At 71.7% G+C, this 16732-nt stretch carries 18 protein-coding genes; 8 read left to right on the top strand and 10 right to left on the bottom strand.

Annotated elements, in window-relative coordinates; all coding sequences use genetic code 11:
• Positions 1-70: 70 nt before the first annotated feature.
• Positions 71-1297: an acyl-CoA dehydrogenase family protein gene (locus tag CRP49_RS29135; protein WP_097256024.1), complete on the top strand. Its 1227-nt coding sequence runs from the start codon at positions 71-73 to the stop codon at positions 1295-1297.
• Here CRP49_RS29135 and CRP49_RS29140 read toward each other — a convergent pair.
• From CRP49_RS29140 to CRP49_RS29150, 3 genes are read right to left on the bottom strand one after another with little or no spacing between them, the layout of a single operon-like run.
• A complete protein-coding gene (locus tag CRP49_RS29140) occupies positions 1294-1815 on the bottom strand; it encodes a cupin domain-containing protein (RefSeq protein WP_097256025.1) in 522 nt (173 codons plus the stop codon). The two genes, CRP49_RS29135 and CRP49_RS29140, sit on opposite strands and share 4 nt — an antisense overlap.
• Before the next feature lie 7 nt (positions 1816-1822).
• Positions 1823-3037 (bottom strand): cytochrome P450, encoded by a 1215-nt coding sequence (locus CRP49_RS29145; RefSeq protein ID WP_097256026.1) that lies wholly within the window; start codon positions 3035-3037, stop codon positions 1823-1825.
• On the bottom strand, positions 3034-4098 hold the full coding sequence (locus CRP49_RS29150; protein ID WP_097256027.1) for a type III polyketide synthase: 1065 nt from the start codon (positions 4096-4098) through the stop codon (positions 3034-3036). Before CRP49_RS29150 ends, CRP49_RS29145 begins: the two co-directional genes overlap by 4 nt.
• 164 nt (positions 4099-4262) lie before the next feature.
• Here CRP49_RS29150 and CRP49_RS29155 point away from each other — a divergent pair, with 164 nt between their 5' ends.
• Positions 4263-4925 (top strand): transcriptional regulator, encoded by a 663-nt coding sequence (locus tag CRP49_RS29155; RefSeq protein WP_097256028.1) that lies wholly within the window; start codon positions 4263-4265, stop codon positions 4923-4925.
• A 6-nt stretch (positions 4926-4931) separates the two neighbouring features.
• On the opposite strand, the gene CRP49_RS29160 is transcribed toward CRP49_RS29155, so the two are convergent.
• The 5 genes from CRP49_RS29160 to CRP49_RS29180 form a co-directional block, all read right to left on the bottom strand.
• On the bottom strand, positions 4932-5162 hold the full coding sequence (locus CRP49_RS29160) for a DUF6213 family protein (protein WP_094221507.1): 231 nt from the start codon (positions 5160-5162) through the stop codon (positions 4932-4934).
• Between the two features lie 25 nt (positions 5163-5187).
• On the bottom strand, positions 5188-6573 hold the full coding sequence (locus tag CRP49_RS29165; RefSeq protein ID WP_097256029.1) for an NADP-dependent succinic semialdehyde dehydrogenase: 1386 nt from the start codon (positions 6571-6573) through the stop codon (positions 5188-5190).
• Positions 6574-6648: 75 nt separating this feature from the next.
• On the bottom strand, positions 6649-7122 hold the full coding sequence (locus CRP49_RS29170; protein WP_097256030.1) for an NUDIX domain-containing protein: 474 nt from the start codon (positions 7120-7122) through the stop codon (positions 6649-6651).
• The gene (locus CRP49_RS29175) at positions 7119-8657 is read right to left on the bottom strand and encodes an ATP-dependent DNA ligase (RefSeq protein WP_097256031.1); all 1539 of its coding nucleotides are present in this window, start codon (positions 8655-8657) and stop codon (positions 7119-7121) included. The genes CRP49_RS29170 and CRP49_RS29175 overlap by 4 nt, the downstream gene beginning before the upstream one ends.
• A gap of 30 nt (positions 8658-8687) precedes the next feature.
• Complete coding sequence (locus tag CRP49_RS29180) at positions 8688-9617, bottom strand: NAD(P)/FAD-dependent oxidoreductase (protein ID WP_097256032.1); 930 nt, start codon at positions 9615-9617, stop codon at positions 8688-8690.
• Between the two features lie 78 nt (positions 9618-9695).
• On the opposite strand from CRP49_RS29180, the gene CRP49_RS29185 reads away from it, so the two are divergent.
• The 6 genes from CRP49_RS29185 (at position 9696) to CRP49_RS29210 (ending at position 14953) form a co-directional block, all read left to right on the top strand.
• Positions 9696-10286: a helix-turn-helix domain-containing protein gene (locus tag CRP49_RS29185; RefSeq protein WP_097256033.1), complete on the top strand. Its 591-nt coding sequence runs from the start codon at positions 9696-9698 to the stop codon at positions 10284-10286.
• Between the two features lie 113 nt (positions 10287-10399).
• A complete protein-coding gene (locus CRP49_RS29190; protein WP_097256034.1) occupies positions 10400-11371 on the top strand; it encodes an NADPH:quinone oxidoreductase family protein in 972 nt (323 codons plus the stop codon).
• Positions 11368-12549: an acyl-CoA dehydrogenase family protein gene (locus CRP49_RS29195; protein WP_097256035.1), complete on the top strand. Its 1182-nt coding sequence runs from the start codon at positions 11368-11370 to the stop codon at positions 12547-12549. The genes CRP49_RS29190 and CRP49_RS29195 overlap by 4 nt, the downstream gene beginning before the upstream one ends.
• The gene (locus CRP49_RS29200) at positions 12546-13619 is read left to right on the top strand and encodes an acyl-CoA dehydrogenase family protein (protein WP_097256036.1); all 1074 of its coding nucleotides are present in this window, start codon (positions 12546-12548) and stop codon (positions 13617-13619) included. The genes CRP49_RS29195 and CRP49_RS29200 overlap by 4 nt, the downstream gene beginning before the upstream one ends.
• A 173-nt stretch (positions 13620-13792) precedes the next feature.
• Positions 13793-14656: a phosphatidylinositol-specific phospholipase C/glycerophosphodiester phosphodiesterase family protein gene (locus CRP49_RS29205; RefSeq protein ID WP_097256037.1), complete on the top strand. Its 864-nt coding sequence runs from the start codon at positions 13793-13795 to the stop codon at positions 14654-14656.
• A 102-nt stretch (positions 14657-14758) separates the two neighbouring features.
• Complete coding sequence (locus tag CRP49_RS29210; protein WP_097256038.1) at positions 14759-14953, top strand: hypothetical protein; 195 nt, start codon at positions 14759-14761, stop codon at positions 14951-14953.
• Positions 14954-14962: 9 nt separating this feature from the next.
• Here CRP49_RS29210 and CRP49_RS29215 read toward each other — a convergent pair whose 3' ends face one another.
• Together CRP49_RS29215 and CRP49_RS29220 are read right to left on the bottom strand one after the other, a co-directional pair.
• Complete coding sequence (locus tag CRP49_RS29215) at positions 14963-16081, bottom strand: phosphodiester glycosidase family protein (RefSeq protein WP_097257591.1); 1119 nt, start codon at positions 16079-16081, stop codon at positions 14963-14965.
• A gap of 200 nt (positions 16082-16281) precedes the next feature.
• Positions 16282-16641, bottom strand: coding sequence for a DUF779 domain-containing protein (locus CRP49_RS29220; protein WP_094221470.1), 360 nt, complete (start codon positions 16639-16641; stop codon positions 16282-16284).
• Positions 16642-16732: the final 91 nt, after the last annotated feature.

Raw genomic sequence — 16732 nt, forward strand, 5'->3', positions numbered from 1 at the left:
TTTTCCTACCGGTCAGTAACACACTCGTGTTACCGCTAGTAACACCGAATGCACCGCCGCTGGAGGGGACATGGCCGAGTTCACCATGGAGCTCAACGACGAACAGAAGGAGGTCCGGGACTGGCTGCACGGCTTCGCCGCCGACGTCATCCGCCCCGCGGCCGCCGAATGGGACGAGCGTGAGGAGACTCCCTGGCCGGTCATCCAGGAGGCCGCGAAGGTCGGCATCTACTCCCTCGACTTCTACGCGCAGCAGTACTTCGACCCCACCGGCCTCGGTATCCCGATGGCCATGGAGGAGCTGTTCTGGGGCGACGCGGGCATCGCCCTCTCCATTGTGGGCACGGGCCTCGCCGCCGTGGGCGTTCTCGCCAACGGAACCGAGGAGCAGATCGGCACCTGGATCCCCCAGATGTACGGCGACGCGAACGACGTCAAGGTCGCCGCGTTCTGCTCCTCCGAGCCCGACGCCGGCTCCGACGTCGCCTCCATGCGCACGCGTGCCGTGTACGACGAGGCCAAGGACGAGTGGGTGATCAACGGCACGAAGACCTGGGCGACCAACGGCGGCATCGCCAACGTCCACGTCGTCGTCGCGGTAGTCGACCCGGAGCTGGGCTCCAAGGGCCACGCCTCCTTCATCGTCCCGCCGGGCACGCCGGGGCTGTCCCAGGGGCAGAAGTTCAAGAAGCACGGCATCCGCGCCTCGCACACCGCCGAGGTCGTCCTGGAGAACGTGCGCGTTCCCGGGTCCTGCCTGCTCGGCGGCAAGGAGAAGCTGGACGAGCGGCTGGCGCGGGCCCGGGAGCGGGCGAAGACGGGCGGCGAGCGGGTGAAGAACGCGGCGATGGCAACCTTCGAGGCGTCCCGCCCGGCCGTCGGCGCGATGGCGGTGGGCACCGCCCGGGCCGCCTACGAGGTGGCTCTCGACTACGCCACGACCCGGGAGCAGTTCGGGCGGCCGATCATCGACAACCAGGGCGTGGCCTTCCAGCTCGCGGACATGCGCACGCAGATCGACGCGGCCCGGCTGCTGGTGTGGCGGGCCTCGTGGATGGCGATCAACGGGAAGCCGTTCACCGCGGCCGAGGGGTCGATGTCCAAGCTGTTCGCCAGCGAGACGGCGAAGAAGGTCACGGCGCAGGCGATCCAGATTCTCGGCGGCAACGGGTACACCAGGGAGTACCCGGTGGAGCGGATGCACCGGGACAGCGCGATCTACACGATCTTCGAGGGGACGAGCGAGATCCAGCGTCTGGTGATCGCCCGCACGCTGTCGGGCATGCCCATCCGCTAACGATGCCTGAGCGGCGTCAGCTGCTCGATGTCGTAGCGCTTCCGCAGCTCCTCGATCGCCGCGTGGTCCGGTGGACCGCCGCTGCCGAGGATCTCCAGCAGCTCCTCGAAGTAGTGCTCGTGATCGGGGGGCGGGGACGCCTGGAAGAACATCTTGGCCGGGGAGTCCGTCGGGTTGGCGAAGGCGTGGGGGCAGCCGGGGGGTACGACGATCACCGTGCCCGGGGTTGCCCGTACCACCCGGTTGCCCGAACTCGACTCCCACTTCTGCCAGTTGTCGGGGGTGCGGATGCGGGGCTCGAAGGCGAGCACGTCCAGTTCGCCTTCGAGGACGTAGAACAACTCCTCGCTGCGCGTGTGCACATGGGCACCGACATCGAAGCCCGGCGGGACCTCCACCTCGAAGGTGGAGGCCGTCCGTGAATGGGTGCCGGTGACCTTGAACGTCACGCGCTGGGCGGACGTCTCGACCACGCGGCCATGGCCCGGAGGCACGAGCAGTCCCTCGGTCGTCGTCATCAGCCGCTCACCACGCCACGGGCAGGGCCGCGGGCCCGCGGATCAACGCGCCCTTCCTGAAAGGCACCTGTCCGGGCGCTACGGCGAGCCGCAGGCCCGGCACCCGGTCCAGCAGGGCGTCCACCAGCAGCTCCGACTCCAGCCTCGCCAGCATGCCGCCGGGGCAGTAGTGCGGGCCGAAGCCGAACGCCACGTGCGGGTTGGGGCTGCGGGAGAAGTCGATCGTCTCCGGGTCCGGGAAGACGTCCGGGTCGCGGTTGGCGGCCAGGTAGGAGACGTGGACCGGGTCGCCCGCGCGGATCCGTACGCCCCCGATCTCCACGTCCTCCAGAGCGATCCGGGAGAGGCCGACGGCGTTGCGGTGCGGGATGTAGCGCAGCAGTTCGTCGATCGCCCGCGGGCGGATCGCGGGGTCGGAGCGCAGCCGTTCGACCAGGTCGGGGCGGGTCAGCAGCAGGTAGAACATCTGCCCGCTGTTGCTGGTGACCGCCTCGCCGCCGATCTGGAGGAGGACGGCGAGGCCGACGGCCTCCTCCAGGGTGACCTCGCCCCGGCCCAGGGCGGCGCCGAGCAGCGAGGTGACGTCCTCGGCCGTGCTGCCCTCGCGCAGCCCGATGAGGTCGGAGAAGTATGCGCTCATCTCGCGCTTGGCCTTCTCGCCGGCCTCCTTTCCGTGCGCGGAGGACAGGATCAGCTGGGTCCAGGTGTGCATGGCGTGCCGGTCGGCCGCCGGGACGCCCATCAGCTCGCAGATCACCGCGATCGGGAAGGGGCTGAGGACCGTCGCCGTCAGGTCGGCGGGCGGGCCGTCCTGGAGGAGTTCGTCGACCAGCTCGTCCAGCATGCCGCGCGCCTGCTCGCGGATCCGCTCCACACCCTTCGCGGTGAACGCGGCGGCGACCGAGCGGCGCAGCCGGGTGTGGTCGGGCGGGTCCAGGACGCCGACCGCGCCCTGGTCCGGGATGTAGTGCGGGGCGAGCCGGGTCACCTGCCTGCCCATGACCGCCTCGCGGCTGAAGCGGGGGTCGTTGGTCACCATGCGCACGTCGTCGTACCGGGTGACCAGCCACGCCCAGCCCTCGCCGTTGGCCAGCTGGACGCGGGTGACCGGACCCTCGCGCATCAGATCGGTCAGCACCGGGTCGAAGTCCGTCCCGGTCGGATCGACGGCCGGCCAGTGCCGGATCGGGGGCAGGGTCTCGGTGAGGGTCTCTTCGCTCATCGCGTGATCCCGCCGTCCTGGACCCAGCGGCCCACGGTCATCTCGGCGGTGATGCCGGGACCGAACCCGGCCAGCAGCCCGCGCGCCCGGTGCTCGGCACCGCCCTCGTCGAACAGCCGGCGCAGCGCGTCCAGGACGACGGCGCTGGCGATGTTGCCGTACTCGGTGAGCGTGGACCGGCTGAACCGGAAGGCGTGCGGGTCGACCTGCAGGAACTTGCTGAGGTCGTCGAGTATTCGGGGCCCGCCCGCGTGGATGATGTAGAAGTCCAGGTCGGCGGCGTCCCAGCCGTGCGTGCCCGCGAGGTCCTGGAGCGCCGGGGCGAGCGGCTCCATGGTGGTCGGCACCCGCTTGTCCAGCAGGAAGTGGAAGCCGGTCGCCCGGACGTCGTACGCGATCCAGTCCTCGGTCTTGGGGATCAGGTACGAGCCGTTGCGCTCCAGCTGGACGCCCGTGCCGCCCCGGCCGCGCACCACGGCCGCGGCGATGCCGTCGCCGAACAGGCCGTTGGACAGCAGCGATCCGACGCCGAGGTCGGTGGGCTGGTAGCACAGCGAGCAGAACTCGCAGGCCACGATGAGCGCGTTGCCTTCCGGATAGGCCGAGCAGAAGTCGTGGGCCCGGTTGATGGCCGCACCGCCGGCCGCGCAGCCCAACTGGGCTATGGGGAGCTGGCGGGTGGTGGACGAGAAGTCCATCTCGTTGATCAGCCACGCGGTCAGCGACGGCATCATGAAGCCCGTGCACGACACGTAGATGATGACATCGATGTCGGAGGTCAGGACCTCCGCGTCGTCCAGGGCCCGCTGGATCACCGCGGGGACACGGGCCTTCGCCTCGGCCTCGTAGAGCTTGTTGCGCTCCTCGAACCCGGGGTGCTTCAGGGTTTCCTCGATGGGCTGCACGATGTGCCGGGTGCGGACGCCTGTGTTCTCGATCAGCCGGAGGGCCAGCGGCAGCTGGGGGTGGTCCGCGTGGTGCGTACGTGCCAGCTCCAGCGTGTCCTCCATCGTGATCACGTGTTCGGGTACGGACACCGAGGGTCTGCACAAAGTCGCCATGAGCCGTCCCTGCTTTCGCCGTCCGGCGGGCCTGCGCCCACCGGTCAGAAGGTGGTCCACCCAGGTTCACCCGAGGGGGCGACGATCTCGCGTCGGATTACTCCGAATCGGGGACAACGGGTAGGGATCGGACCTTGAGCCCGTACGACCCTTCGGAGGACCCGATGACGCTCACGGCCGCTGAACTACTGGCCGCCACGACCGCCCGACTCGCCCCGGACCCGCATCCCAACTCCCTGGTCCCGCGGATCGCCAGGGGCGAGGCGAGCCGCGAGACCCTCGCCGCCCTGGCCCTGGAACAACGGTGGGTGATCGCCGCCGACCACCGCTCCTTCCTGCACCTGGCCGAACGCGCGGCCGACAGCCCCGCGGCCACCGCCTTCTTCACCTCGCTCGCCGAGGGCGAGGCACTGGCGGGGGAGCACCTGGCGGCGTTCGCCGAGGAGAGCGGCGTGACCGAGGAGCGGACCCGCTCCCACCCGCCCCGCCCCGGCTGCCAGGCCTACCCCGCCTACGTGGCCTGGCTGGCCCTCAACGGCTCACCGGCCGACGTGATCCTGGCCCTCACCGCCAACTTCTCGGCGTGGGGCGGCTATTGCGCCCGCATCGCCGAAGGCCTCCGCCGCCACTACGGCTTCTCGGACGAGGCCAGCGCCTTCTTCGACTTCTTCGCGCAACCGGCCCCCGACCTGGACGCCCGGGCGACGGCGGCGGTCCAGGCGGCCCTGGACACCGGCCGCCTGAATACGGACCTGGCCCACATCTACGGAAGCCTGCTCCAGTCCTACGAAGCGATGTTCTGGGACTCGCTGAGGGAAGCCCCCTAGGACGACCTACGGCGCCCCACTGCTGTGCGCGATACACGCCACATCAATACGATCTGCCAGCTTCGCCAACTCAATGGTCAGCGCAGCCACCGTGTCCTCATCGAGCTGCTCCCCGGCCTCGACAAGATGCAGCCACCGCCCACCCACGGTCCGCAACAACTTGCTCACGTCGGCCGCAGCCACCTGCAAGGACCCGCGGTCGTCGACGATCAGAGGCAGAGTCACTTCGCGGTTCACAAACGGGATGGTAGCCGCGCAGCGCTCACGCACCCTGCCAAACCGTGGTGATGTTGCAGAACTCCCGGATTCCGTGCCCGGACAGCTCACGCCCGTACCCGGACCGCTTCACCCCGCCGAAGGGGAACGCCGGATGGGAGGCGGTCATCCCGTTGACGTACACGCCACCCGCCTCCAGATCCCGCGCGAACCGCTCCACCTCGTCCTCGTCGCGCGTCCACACGTTCGAACTCAGCCCGAAGAAGGAGTCGTTCGCGATCAGAACCGCCTCGTCCAGGTCGCCGGCCCGGTACAGCGTGGCGACCGGCCCGAACGCCTCCTCGCGGTGGATGCGCATCTCCCGGGTGATGCCGGCCAGCACGGTCGGCGGGTAGTACCAGCCCGGCCAGTTGGGACGGTCCCCGCCGCACAGCACCTGGGCGCCGCTGCGCTTCGCGTCGTCGACCAGCTCCTCCAGGTCGGCCCGCCCCTGCTCGGTGGAGAGCGGCCCGATCTCGGTGCTCTCCTCCAGCGGGTCGCCGATCTTCAGCGCCTTCATGCCCGCGACGAACTTCTCGGCGAAGGCGTCGTACACGTCGGTGTGCACGATGAACCGCTTGGCCGCGATGCACGACTGTCCGTTGTTCTGCACCCGCGCGGTCACGGCGACCTGCGCCGCCCGGTCGAGGTCGGCGGAGGGCATGACGACGAACGGGTCGCTGCCGCCCAGCTCCAGCACCGTCTTCTTGATCATCTCCCCGGAGGTGGCGGCCACGGCCCGCCCGGCCGGCTCGCTGCCCGTGAGCGTCGCTGCCTTCACCCGCTCGTCGCGCAGGATGGCGTCGACCGCTCCCGAGCCGACCAGCAGCGTCTGGAAGCAGCCCTCCTTGAAGCCCGCCCGGTGGAACAGGTCCTCCAGGTAGAGGGCTGTCTGGGGGACGTTCGAGGCGTGCTTGAGCAGGCCCACGTTGCCCGCCATCAGCGCGGGCGCGGCGAAGCGGATCACCTGCCACAGGGGGAAGTTCCACGGCATCACCGCGAGGACGGGCCCGATCGGCCGGTAGTGGACCCGGACCCGGGAGGCGCCGGAGTCCCGCACGTCCGACTCGGCCGGTTCCTCGTCGGCGAGCAGTCCCTCGGCGCGTTCGGCGTACCAGCGCATCGCCTTGGCGCACTTCGCGGCCTCCGCGCGGGCCTGCTTGACCGGCTTGCCCATCTCGGTGGTCATGACCCGGCCGATCTCCTGCTGGTCCTCGTCCAGCAGGTCGGCGGCCTTGTTCAGCAGTCGGGAGCGTTCGGCGAACGTGGTCGTCCGGTACGTGCGGAACGTCGCCTCGGCGAGCTGGAGCCGGCGTTCCAGCTCCTCCTCGCCCATGGCCTCGTACGTCTTGAGCGTCTCGCCGTTCGCCGGGTTCACCGTCGCGATGGGCATGGCTGACCTCCCTGGGAGCGGTCTTGCTTCGACCTTCGCGCGCGGCGCTGCCGACCGCAACGCGTAGCACCCCCTTCAGCCCGAGTGCTGCGCCAGCCGGTCGAGAAACGCGGCCTGAGCCGTGACGATCAGCTCACGGGCCCGGTCCAGACCGAACCACGCCACCCGGTCCAGCTCCGGGAACTCCTGCGTCCGCCCGGACCTCGGCGGCCACTCCATGGTGAAGGTGCCGGGCTCGATCGCCTCCGGGTCCAGGTCCGCCTCGATCGCCCATACGGTCACGATCTTGCCGTTGGCCTGCGCGACCTCGCCCAGCGGTACGGCCTCCCCGTCGGGCGGGGCCATCCCCAGTTCCTCCCGGAACTCGCGCCGGGCCGCCTCCCAGGCGGGCTCGTCGGGCTCGTACTCGCCCTTGGGCACGGTCCATGCTCCCGCCTCCTTCTTCGCGAAGAAGGGACCGCCCATATGGCCGAGCAACACCTCCAGCCCCTCGTCGCTGTGCCGGAACAACAGCAGTCCCGCGCTGCGCTTCGTCGTCCGCACCGTCACGGCTTGACCTCCGGGTGGGCCGCCAGCAGGGCCTCCACCGTATCGGCCTCCTCGGCCCTCTTGTCCTCGCGGTAGCGGACCACGCGGGCGAAGCGCAGGGTGACGCCGGCCGGGTAGCGGGAGGAGCGCTGCAGGCCGTCGTAGGCGATCTCCACGACGAGTTCCGGGCGTACGGTGACCACCCAGCCGTCGTCCTCGACGGCCAGCTCCCGCAGCCGCTCGGTCTGCCAGGCGAGCACCGCGTCGGTCATGCCCTTGAAGGTCTTGCCGAGCATCGCGAAGGTGCCGTCCGGGTTGCGGGCGCCGAGGTGGAGGTTGGAGAGCTTGCCGGTGCGGCGGCCGTGGCCCCATTCGGCGGCCAGCACGACCAGGTCGAGCGTGTGCACGGGTTTGACCTTCAGCCAGGACGCACCGCGCCGGCCCGCGCTGTAGGGGGCGTCCAGCGCCTTGACCACCACGCCCTCGTGGCCACGGGCCAGGGTGTCGGCGAGGAACCGTTCCGCCTCGGGGATGTGCTGCGGCCCCGAGGCGATGGCCCGGCGGACCCGCATCGGCCCGGGCACCAGATCGGCCAGCAGCGCGTGCCGTTCGGCGAACGGGAGGTCGAGCACGTCCAGGCCGCCGACCAGCAGCACGTCGAAGAAGACCGGCGAGACCGGCACCTCCCCGGCGGCCTTCGCCACGTCGGTCCGGGAGCCCACCCGGCCGGCGATCTCCTGGAAGGAGCGGGGCCGGCCGTCCGCGCCGAAGGAGATCACCTCCCCGTCGAGGATGAACCGGTCGCTCGACAACCCCAGGGCCGCCCGGGTCACTTCGGGCAACCGGTCGGTGATGTCGTCCAACGTGCGGGTGTGGATCCGTACCGCGCTGCCCTCCCGGTGGACCTGGACCCGGATGCCGTCCAGCTTCTCCTCCACCGCGCACGCGCCCAGCTTCTCGACCGCCTCGGCCACCGAGGAGGCGCTCTGCGCCAGCATGGGCAGCACCGGGCGGCCGACCGTGAGCCGGAACCGGTCCAGCGCCCCGGGCCCCTCCGCGAGCAGGGCCTGCGCCACTGTCTGCAGCGACCCGGCGAGCATCACCGCCCGCCGTACGTCCGCCGGATCCGCGCCGGTCGCCCGGGCCAGGCCCTCCACGGCGACCGCGTCCAGCGCGCCCTGCCGGACCTCGCCGGTGAGCAGGCCGCGCAGGAAGCGCTGCTCCGCCCCGGTGGCCGCGCCCATCAGCTCGCCGAGGATCCGGGCCCGCTCCGCCTGGGAACCGGCCCCGGACACCTTGCCCAGCTCGCCGAGCCGGGCGTCGACCTCCCGCACGGTCAGGGAGGGCTCGGCGGCCGGCGGGACCGGACGGCCGAGCACCTTCCAGCCGACGCCGAGCCGCCCCTGAGGGAGCCGTCCGGCCAGGTAGGGGATGACGATCGGCACGTCGTCCGCCTCCGCGTCCCGGAACAGCTCCGCGAGCAGCGCGGTCTTACGGGACCTGGCCGCCGTCGCGGCGACCTCCCGGGACACCTCGGCGAGCCGGGCCAGCAGCATGCAGTCATGGTTGCACCGCAGGTGCGGGCTCTACACCCGTACGGCCGCGTGGAGGTCGGCGAAGAGCAGCTCGCCGTTGATCGCCGCCCCGGCCCGGTACCCCCGGCTGGCCGCGTTCACCACCTGCTCGGCGAAGCCGCTCACGTTGTCCGCCGCCCACAGACCCGGCACGGTCGTCAGGCCCCGCTCGTCGATCACCGGGAAACTGCCGAACGGCGTCTCGCGCAGCTCCGCACCCAGCCGTACCAGCAGGTCGTTCTGCGGAACGGCACGTGGTGCGACGTACAGCACCTCGCGCTCGTGGACCGTGCCGTCCGCGAGCCGGACGCCGGTGAGCCGGTCCGCCTCGGCGAGCACCTCCGCGACCTCACCGGGTACGACGGTCACCCCGGCGGCGGCCAGCCTGCGCCGGTCCTCGTCCGTCAGCTCCGTCTCCCGCACCTCGTGCAGGAAGAACCGCACATCCTTCGACCACTGGGTCACCATCAGCGCCTGGTGCACGCTCATCGGGCCGCTCGCGAGCACGCCGGTCGCCCGGTCGCGGACCTCCCAGCCGTGGCAGTACGGGCAGTGGACCACGTCCCGGCCGAACCGCTCGGCGATCCCCGGGACCGGCGGCAGCTCGTCCTTCAGGCCGGTGGCGACGACCAGCTGCCGCGCTCGTACGGTCCGGCCGCTCGCGAGCACCACGGTGAAGTCCTCGCCCCTGGTCGCGTCCACGACCCGGTCCCGGACCAGTTCCACGCCGTACCGGGCGATCTCCTCGCGCCCGACGGCCAGGAAGTCGGCGGGCGACATGCCGTCCCGGGTCAGATAGCCCTGCAGGTGCGCGGACGGCGCGTTGCGCGGCTCGCCCGCGTCGACCACCAGGGTGCGCCGCCGGGCCCGGCCCAGCACCAGCGCGGCGGACAGACCGGCCGCGCCGCCTCCGACCACCACCACTTCACAGTTCTCGGTCATGGTGACCACCTCCGCGCCCGACGGTCGCCCACACCCTGCCGTGTTGACAAACGTCTTTGCCGAATCTGCAATACGGGCATGAGTACCGAGAGCACCGAGACCACCGACGGCGTGCTGGCGGGCGTGGGCCTAAGGCTCCGGCGGATCCGCAAGGAGCGGGAGGTGACCCTTGCGGCGCTGTCCGAGGCGACCGGCATCTCCGTCAGCACCCTGTCCCGGCTGGAGTCCGGCCTGCGCAAGCCCAGCCTGGAGCTGCTGCTGCCCATCGCGCAGGCCCACCAGGTACCGCTGGACGAGCTGGTCGGCGCCCCGCCGGTCGGCGACCCCCGGGTGCGGGCGAAGCCCCTCGAACGGCACGGCCGTACCTTCTGGCCGCTGACCCGCCAGCCCGGCGGCCTCCAGGCCTTCAAGGTCCGCGAACCCCAGCGCAGCCAGGAGCCGGAGCCGCGCACCCACGAGGGCTACGAGTGGCTGTACGTGCTCTCGGGCAGGCTCCGGCTGGTGCTCGGCGAACACGACGTGGTGCTGTCGGCGGGGGAGGCGGCGGAGTTCGACACCCGGGTGCCGCACTGGTTCGGGTCGACCGGAGAGGGGTCGGTGGAGTTCCTGAGCCTGTTCGGGCCGCAGGGGGAGCGGATGCACGTACGGGCACGGCCGGCTCGTAGGTGACGTGTCCGAAGTGACGCGCGCAAGTGACGCGTCCGACTGTTTCGCGAATGGCAAGCGACCGCTTAGTATGCGATCGGACCCGGTCAGACGAAGCAGTCCCGTGGAGGCCCCGCATGCAGGCATGGCAAGTGCACGAGAACGGCGAGCCGAGCGAGGTGATGCGCCTGGCGGAGGTGGAGCGGCCCACGCCCGGCGAGGGACAGGTGCTGCTGCGGGTGCGTGCCGCCAACATCAACTTCCCGGACGCCCTGCTGTGCCGGGGCCAGTACCAGGTACGGCCGCCGCTGCCCTTCACTCCCGGGGTGGAGATCTGCGCCGAGACCGAGGACGGCCGCCGGGTGATCGCCAACCCCGTGCTGCCGTACGGCGGCTTCGCCGAGTACGCGCTAGCCGACGCCCGCGCCCTGCTGCCCGCGCCCGAGTCCCTGGACGACGCCGAGGCCGCCGCGCTGCACATCGGCTACCAGACGGGCTGGTTCGGCCTGCACCGCCGCGCCCACCTGGAGGCGGGGGAGACCCTGCTCGTGCACGCCGCCGCAGGAGGCGTCGGCAGCGCGGCCGTGCAGCTCGGCAAGGCGGCCGGGGCCACCGTGATCGGCGTGGTCGGCGGCGCCGACAAGGCCGCCGTCGCCCGGGAGCTGGGCTGTGACGTGGTCGTCGACCGCCGCACCGAGGACGTCGTCGCCGCCGTGAAGGAGGCCACCGGCGGCCGGGGCGCCGACGTGATCTACGACCCCGTCGGCGGCACGGCCTACGCCCAGTCCGCCAAGCTCGTCGCCTTCGAGGGCCGGATCGTCGTCGTCGGCTTCGCCAGCGGCACCATCCCGAGCCCCGCGCTCAACCACGCCCTGGTGAAGAACTACTCGATCCTCGGCCTCCACTGGGGCCTGTACAACACCAAGAACCCGAAGCTGGTCCTGCACTGCCACGAGCAGCTCACCGAGCTGGCGGCACGGGGTGCGATCAAGCCGCTGGTGAGCGAGCGGGTACCGCTCGCCGACGCCGCCGCGGCCGTGCAGCGGGTCGCCGACGGGGTGACCACCGGCCGGGTGGCCGTGGTCATGGACAAGGGAGCCGCCGCATGATCGACGCCGAAGAACTGCGCCGCCGCACACGGGAGTTGCTGGCCGCGCATCCGCCCGCCGCCACCGACCGCCTCGACTTCCTCAAGGCCCGCTTCGACGCGGGGCTGGCCTGGGTGCACTACCCGACGGGCCTCGGCGGACTCGATGTCCCGCGCTCCCTGCAGGTCGTCGTGGACGCCGAGCTGGAGGCGGCCGGCGCTCCCGACAACGACTCGCGCCGCAACGGCATCGGGCTCGGCATGGCCGCCCCGACGATCCTCAAGTACGGCACCGAGGAGCAGAAGCAGCGCTATCTGCGACCGCTGTGGATCGGCGAGGAGGTGTGGTGCCAGCTGTTCAGCGAGCCCGGCGCCGGCTCCGACCTCGCCGCGCTCGGCACCCGGGCCGTGCGGGAGGGCGACGAGTGGGTGGTCAATGGGCAGAAGGTGTGGACGTCCGGCGCGCACAACTCCCGCTGGGCCATCCTCATCGCCCGCACCGACCCGGACGTGCCCAAGCACGCGGGCATCACCTACTTCCTCTGCGACATGACCGACCCCGGCGTCGACGTCCGTCCGCTGCGGCAGATCACCGGTGAGGCCGAGTTCAACGAGGTCTTCCTCACCGACGTCCGCATCCCCGACTCCCGCCGCCTCGGCGAGGTCGGCGACGGCTGGCGGGTCGCCCAGACCACGCTCAACAACGAGCGCGTCGCCATCGGCGGCATGCGACTGCCCCGCGAGGGCGGCATGATCGGCCCGGTCTCGAAGACCTGGCGGGAACGCCCCGAACTGCGCACCCACGACCTCCACCAGCGGCTGCTGAAGCTCTGGGTCGAGTCCGAGGTCGCCCGGTTCACCGCCGAGCGCCTGCGCCAGCAGCTCGTCGCCGGGCAGCCCGGCCCCGAGGGCGCCGGCATGAAGCTCGCCTTCGCCCGCCTCAACCAGGAGATCAGCGGCCTGGAGGTCGAACTCCGCGGCCAGGAAGGGCTGTTGTACGACGACTGGACCATGCGGCGGCCCGAGCTGGTGGACTTCGTCGGCCGCGACGCCGGCTACCGCTACCTCCGCTCCAAGGGCAACAGCATCGAGGGCGGGACCAGCGAGGTCCTGCTGAACATCGTCGCCGAGCGCGTCCTGGGCCTGCCCGCCGAGCCGCGCACCGACAAGGACGTCGCCTGGAAGGACCTCGCCCGATGACCGACCTGCTGTACTCGGAGGAGGAAGAGGCGCTGCGCGCCGCCGTCCGCGACCTGCTCACGGACCACTGCGACGCGGCCGGCGTGATCGCCCGCACCGAGTCGGACGCCCCGCACGACCTCGCCCTGTGGAAGCTGCTCGCCGACGGCATGGGTCTCGCCGGGCTGCTGGTGCCCGAGGCGCAGGGCGGCCAGGGTGCCTCCCACCGTGAAGTCGCCGTCGTTCTGGAGGAGTTGGGCCGGGCGGTCGCGCCCGTCCCGTACCTCACCAGCGCGGTCGTGGCCACCGAGGCCCTGCTGGCCTGCGGGGACGAGGAGCTGCTGGGCCGTCTGGCCGCCGGGCGCGCCATCGGCGCCCTCGCGGTCGGGCTGCACTCGGCACCGGGCGCGGCCCTCAAGGCCGTACGTCTGGAGAACGGCACCCTGCACGGTGAGCTGACCGGCATCGCGGACGCGGCCGCCGCCGACGTCCTGCTGGTCCCGGCCGACGACGGCGGGCTGTACGCGGTGGCCGCCGACGCGGTGACCGTCACCCCGCAGACCTCCCTGGACCTGACCCGCCCGCTCGCCACCGTCACCCTCGACGGGGCGCCCGGCCGCCGCATCGGCGACGCGGAGCCCGCCGTGCGACGGGCCCTGCGCGCCGCCGCCGGACTGCTCGCCTCCGAGCAACTCGGCGTCGCCGACTGGGCGTTGACCGAGACCGTCCGGTACCTGAAGGAGCGCAAGCAGTTCAACCGGCCGGTCGGCGGCTTCCAGGCGCTCAAGCACCGGCTCGCCCAGCTGTGGCTGGAGGTCGTCAACCTCCGGGCCGCCGCCCGCGCCGCCGCCGACGCGCTGGCCTCCGGCGAGGACACCGACGTCACCGTGGCCGTCGCCCAGGCCTACGCCGCCCCGGTCGCCGTACACGCCGCCGAGGAGGCGCTCCAGCTCCACGCCGGCATCGGGATGACCTGGGAGCACCCGATCCACCTGTACCTGAAGCGGGCCAAGGCGGACTCGATCGCCTACGGCACGGCAGGCGCCCACCGGGAGGCCCTGGCTGAACTGGTCGACCTCCAGGCGCCCTGACGCACAGCCCGTGAAGCCCGCCCCACCCGGGGCGGGCTTCTTCGTGTGCGCACCCGTCACCAAGTGAACAGAGGGCAGCAGTCCGGCCAACTCCCTGTAGGGCAGGGGCTTTTGAGTGGAGAGCGCACGCATACTCTCCCCGGTCCCATCCGGCCCCTCAAGGGAGGCAGCGCATGGCCCTCACCACCCGTCGCAGAGCCCTCACCACCCTCGGCGCCGCCCTCGCGGGCGCGGTCGCCCTGCCCGCCGGCCAGGCCTGGGCGGGCGGCGGCCACCGTGGCCCGCGCCCGCTGTGGCACGCGCACGCCCACAACGACTATGAGCACCCGCGGCCCCTGTTCGACGCCCTCGACCACCGCTTCGGCAGCGTCGAGGCCGACATCTTCCTCGTCGGCGACCAGTTGCTCATCGGCCACGACACCTCCGAGCTGGACCCGACCCGCACCCTCGAATCCCTCTACCTCGACCCGCTCGCCGCCCTCGTCGAGGCCAACCACGGCTCCGTGTACCGGGGCCGGCGGCAGTCGGTGCAACTCCTCATCGACATCAAGACCGAGGGCTCCTCGACGTACGTCGAACTCGACCGGCACCTCAGGCGCTACCCGCACCTGTTCACCCGCTACGCGCACGGCCGCGTCCACCCCGGCCCGGTCACCGCCGTCATCTCCGGCGACCGCGCGGCCCGTATCCCGATGGAGGCCCAGACCGAGCGCCGCGCCTTCTACGACGGCCGGCTCGCCGACCTCGGCGGCGCGGCCCCCGCCTCCTTCATCCCGCTGATCAGCGACAACTGGACGCTGAACTTCACCTGGCAGGGCGAGGGCCCCTTCCCGGACGCCGAGCGGCAGAAGCTGCGCGGCATCACCGACGCCGCCCACGCGCGCGGGCAGCAGATCCGGTTCTGGGCCACCCCGGACACGGCGGGTGCGGCCCGGGACGCCCTGTGGACGGAACTCCTCGCGGGCGGCGTCGACTACCTCAACACCGACGACCTCGCCGGCCTGCAGGCCTTCCTGGACGCACACCCGTCCGTGTAACACCACACGATCGGAGGACATGTCAGCCGCCCGGACGAACCCCTCGCTACGCCACACTTGCGGCCGAACGCCGCTCATGGGGCGTGGCGGAGGAGGTTCCCGATGGCCGTTTCCATCTCTGTGGTGCTGCTGCTCCTGATCATTGTCGTGATCTTCATGCGTAACGGCGCGCTGAAGATCTCGCACGGCCTGGTCTGCATGCTGCTCGGCTTCTACCTGGCCAGCACCAGCATGGCGCCCACCATCCACAGCGGGCTCACCGCGACCGCCGATCTGGTGGGCAGCCTGCGCCCCTGAGCCGCGAGGTCAGGACGAGAAGACCCCGATGCCGTTCGGGACCGGGCGTTCGGCGCCGCCGCTCGGGTGGTTGCGGACCGTCACACCGCTCGCGCCCGCATTCCGGGTGACCATCTCGGTCGAGCCGCCGCCGTCGAGGTTGAACGCGTCGGACGCGCCCAGCTCGTTCATGAGTTCGGCCTCTTCGGCGATGGTCATGCCCGTCCGATAGGCCGCGGCTCCGTCCAGCGCGAGGAGCAGCATCCGGTGCCCGTCGTCGGCGAAGCCCACGACGGTGCGCACGGCCGAGGCGTTGTCGTCCAGGCCGGACAGCGGCTTGCCGTTCCGCAGCACCGGGTAGCCGCCGATCGCGAACGTGTACGGCACCTTGGCCGTGGCCGCCACCAGGGCGTGCGTGACGGTCACCCGGTCGCCCACCGACAGCTTGCGCAGCTTCTGCGCGCCCTCCTCCCGGCCCACCAGGACCGTGGTGCCCGTGGGGATCGAGCCGCTGCCCGGGGAGTCGGAGGCGGAGACCACCTCACCGTCCCGCACCTTCACCTCGTAGGTGTCCGTGCTGCACGCCGCCGCCCGGTCGGTGTCCGTGCCGCAGGTGGCACGCACCCGTGAGGCGCTGCCCCACCGTGAGGTGAAGGCGCCGACGGAGTTCTGCGGCAGCGCGTACTGGTTGAGGCCCTTGAGCGGGAACTGCCCCTCCGGCGTGCCGACGGAGCCGGTGAGGGTGAGGCGGTCCAGCCGGGCCCGCCCGTCGGTACCCACGCCGAGGACGTCCGTCGTGGTCGTCCCGGGCGGCAAGGAGGGCCCGAACCGCTGGCCCTTCGGCACCGCCGCCTTGAGCACGTTCCCGTCCGCGATCGCCGGTCCCACCGTCGCGCCCGTCGCCTCCACGCCCGGGTGCTGGGTCTCGGAGATGTTGAAGAAGTCGCCGTTGACACCGGCGACCGCGCCGGCCGAGTCGGCGAGCTTCGACACGGTCGCGCGGGCGGCCACCGTCCCCGGGTACAGCAGGTCCAGGCGGACGTGCGGATTGTTCAGGTCGACGGTGAGCAGGTGGGCGTGTGCCTCGCCCGCGGCCGCCGAGATGTCGAACTGCCGGTAGGTGACCCCCGGCGCGATCCGTCTGCCCATCTTGCCCAGCGGTACGGCACCGGCCGGTGCCGCCCCCGCCAGGGCCGCACCGGCCAGTACACCGAACGCCGTGAGAACCGTGAGAACCGATCTGCCCGCTGCCGTCTGCCGCCGATCGTGCGCCACCGCGCCCCCTGATGTCTCGTCAACTGTCCCAGAACTCAGGGAAGTGCAGCAGACGGCGGTGGCCCGCGGGGGTGCTAGGCATCGACTACGCGAGAACGGGTGAGAAAACGCACCCCCTCGGGTGCCTCCAGCGAGAATCCGCTCCCTCTTCCGGGTACCACGTCGACGATCAGCCGGGTGTGGCTCCACACCTCGTACTGGCTCCTCGACATCCAGAAGGTCACCGGCTCCTCGACGCCCTCCACCGCCAGTTCCGCCAGCAGCACGTCCGAGCCGCCGGTCCGGAACTCGCCGTCCGGGTAGCACATGGGCGCGCTGCCGTCGCAGCAGCCGCCGGACTGGTGGAACATCAGCGGACCGTGCTCGGCCCGCAGCCTGCGCACCAGTTCGGCGGCCTGCGGGGTGAGTTCGACGCGGGGGACTTCCACTTCCATGGTCACCGTCCTGGAGAGCCGGGCCGTCGGACGTGTCCCAGTCTCACGGTTCGTCAGGAGCGCGTCCAGCAGGCGTACTTCGACGGGACGG

Source organism: Streptomyces sp. Ag109_G2-15 (assembly GCF_900215565.1).
Classification (GTDB): Bacteria; Actinomycetota; Actinomycetes; order Streptomycetales; family Streptomycetaceae; genus Streptomyces; species Streptomyces diastatochromogenes.

Excerpts from the sequence above, each read along its gene's own strand:
- CRP49_RS29135 (WP_097256024.1), top strand. The coding sequence starts at position 71 with ATGGCCGAGTTCACCATGGAGCTCAACGACGAACAGAAGGAGGTCCGG.
- CRP49_RS29140 (WP_097256025.1), bottom strand. The coding sequence starts at position 1,815 with ATGACGACGACCGAGGGACTGCTCGTGCCTCCGGGCCATGGCCGCGTG.
- CRP49_RS29145 (WP_097256026.1), bottom strand. The coding sequence starts at position 3,037 with ATGAGCGAAGAGACCCTCACCGAGACCCTGCCCCCGATCCGGCACTGG.
- CRP49_RS29150 (WP_097256027.1), bottom strand. The coding sequence starts at position 4,098 with ATGGCGACTTTGTGCAGACCCTCGGTGTCCGTACCCGAACACGTGATC.
- CRP49_RS29155 (WP_097256028.1), top strand. The coding sequence starts at position 4,263 with ATGACGCTCACGGCCGCTGAACTACTGGCCGCCACGACCGCCCGACTC.
- CRP49_RS29165 (WP_097256029.1), bottom strand. The coding sequence starts at position 6,573 with ATGCCCATCGCGACGGTGAACCCGGCGAACGGCGAGACGCTCAAGACG.
- CRP49_RS29175 (WP_097256031.1), bottom strand. The coding sequence starts at position 8,657 with ATGCTGCTGGCCCGGCTCGCCGAGGTGTCCCGGGAGGTCGCCGCGACG.
- CRP49_RS29180 (WP_097256032.1), bottom strand. The coding sequence starts at position 9,617 with ATGACCGAGAACTGTGAAGTGGTGGTGGTCGGAGGCGGCGCGGCCGGT.
- CRP49_RS29185 (WP_097256033.1), top strand. The coding sequence starts at position 9,696 with ATGAGTACCGAGAGCACCGAGACCACCGACGGCGTGCTGGCGGGCGTG.
- CRP49_RS29190 (WP_097256034.1), top strand. The coding sequence starts at position 10,400 with ATGCAGGCATGGCAAGTGCACGAGAACGGCGAGCCGAGCGAGGTGATG.
- CRP49_RS29195 (WP_097256035.1), top strand. The coding sequence starts at position 11,368 with ATGATCGACGCCGAAGAACTGCGCCGCCGCACACGGGAGTTGCTGGCC.
- CRP49_RS29200 (WP_097256036.1), top strand. The coding sequence starts at position 12,546 with ATGACCGACCTGCTGTACTCGGAGGAGGAAGAGGCGCTGCGCGCCGCC.
- CRP49_RS29205 (WP_097256037.1), top strand. The coding sequence starts at position 13,793 with ATGGCCCTCACCACCCGTCGCAGAGCCCTCACCACCCTCGGCGCCGCC.
- CRP49_RS29210 (WP_097256038.1), top strand. The coding sequence starts at position 14,759 with ATGGCCGTTTCCATCTCTGTGGTGCTGCTGCTCCTGATCATTGTCGTG.
- CRP49_RS29215 (WP_097257591.1), bottom strand. The coding sequence starts at position 16,081 with ATGGGCAGACGGATCGCGCCGGGGGTCACCTACCGGCAGTTCGACATC.
- CRP49_RS29220 (WP_094221470.1), bottom strand. The coding sequence starts at position 16,641 with ATGGAAGTGGAAGTCCCCCGCGTCGAACTCACCCCGCAGGCCGCCGAA.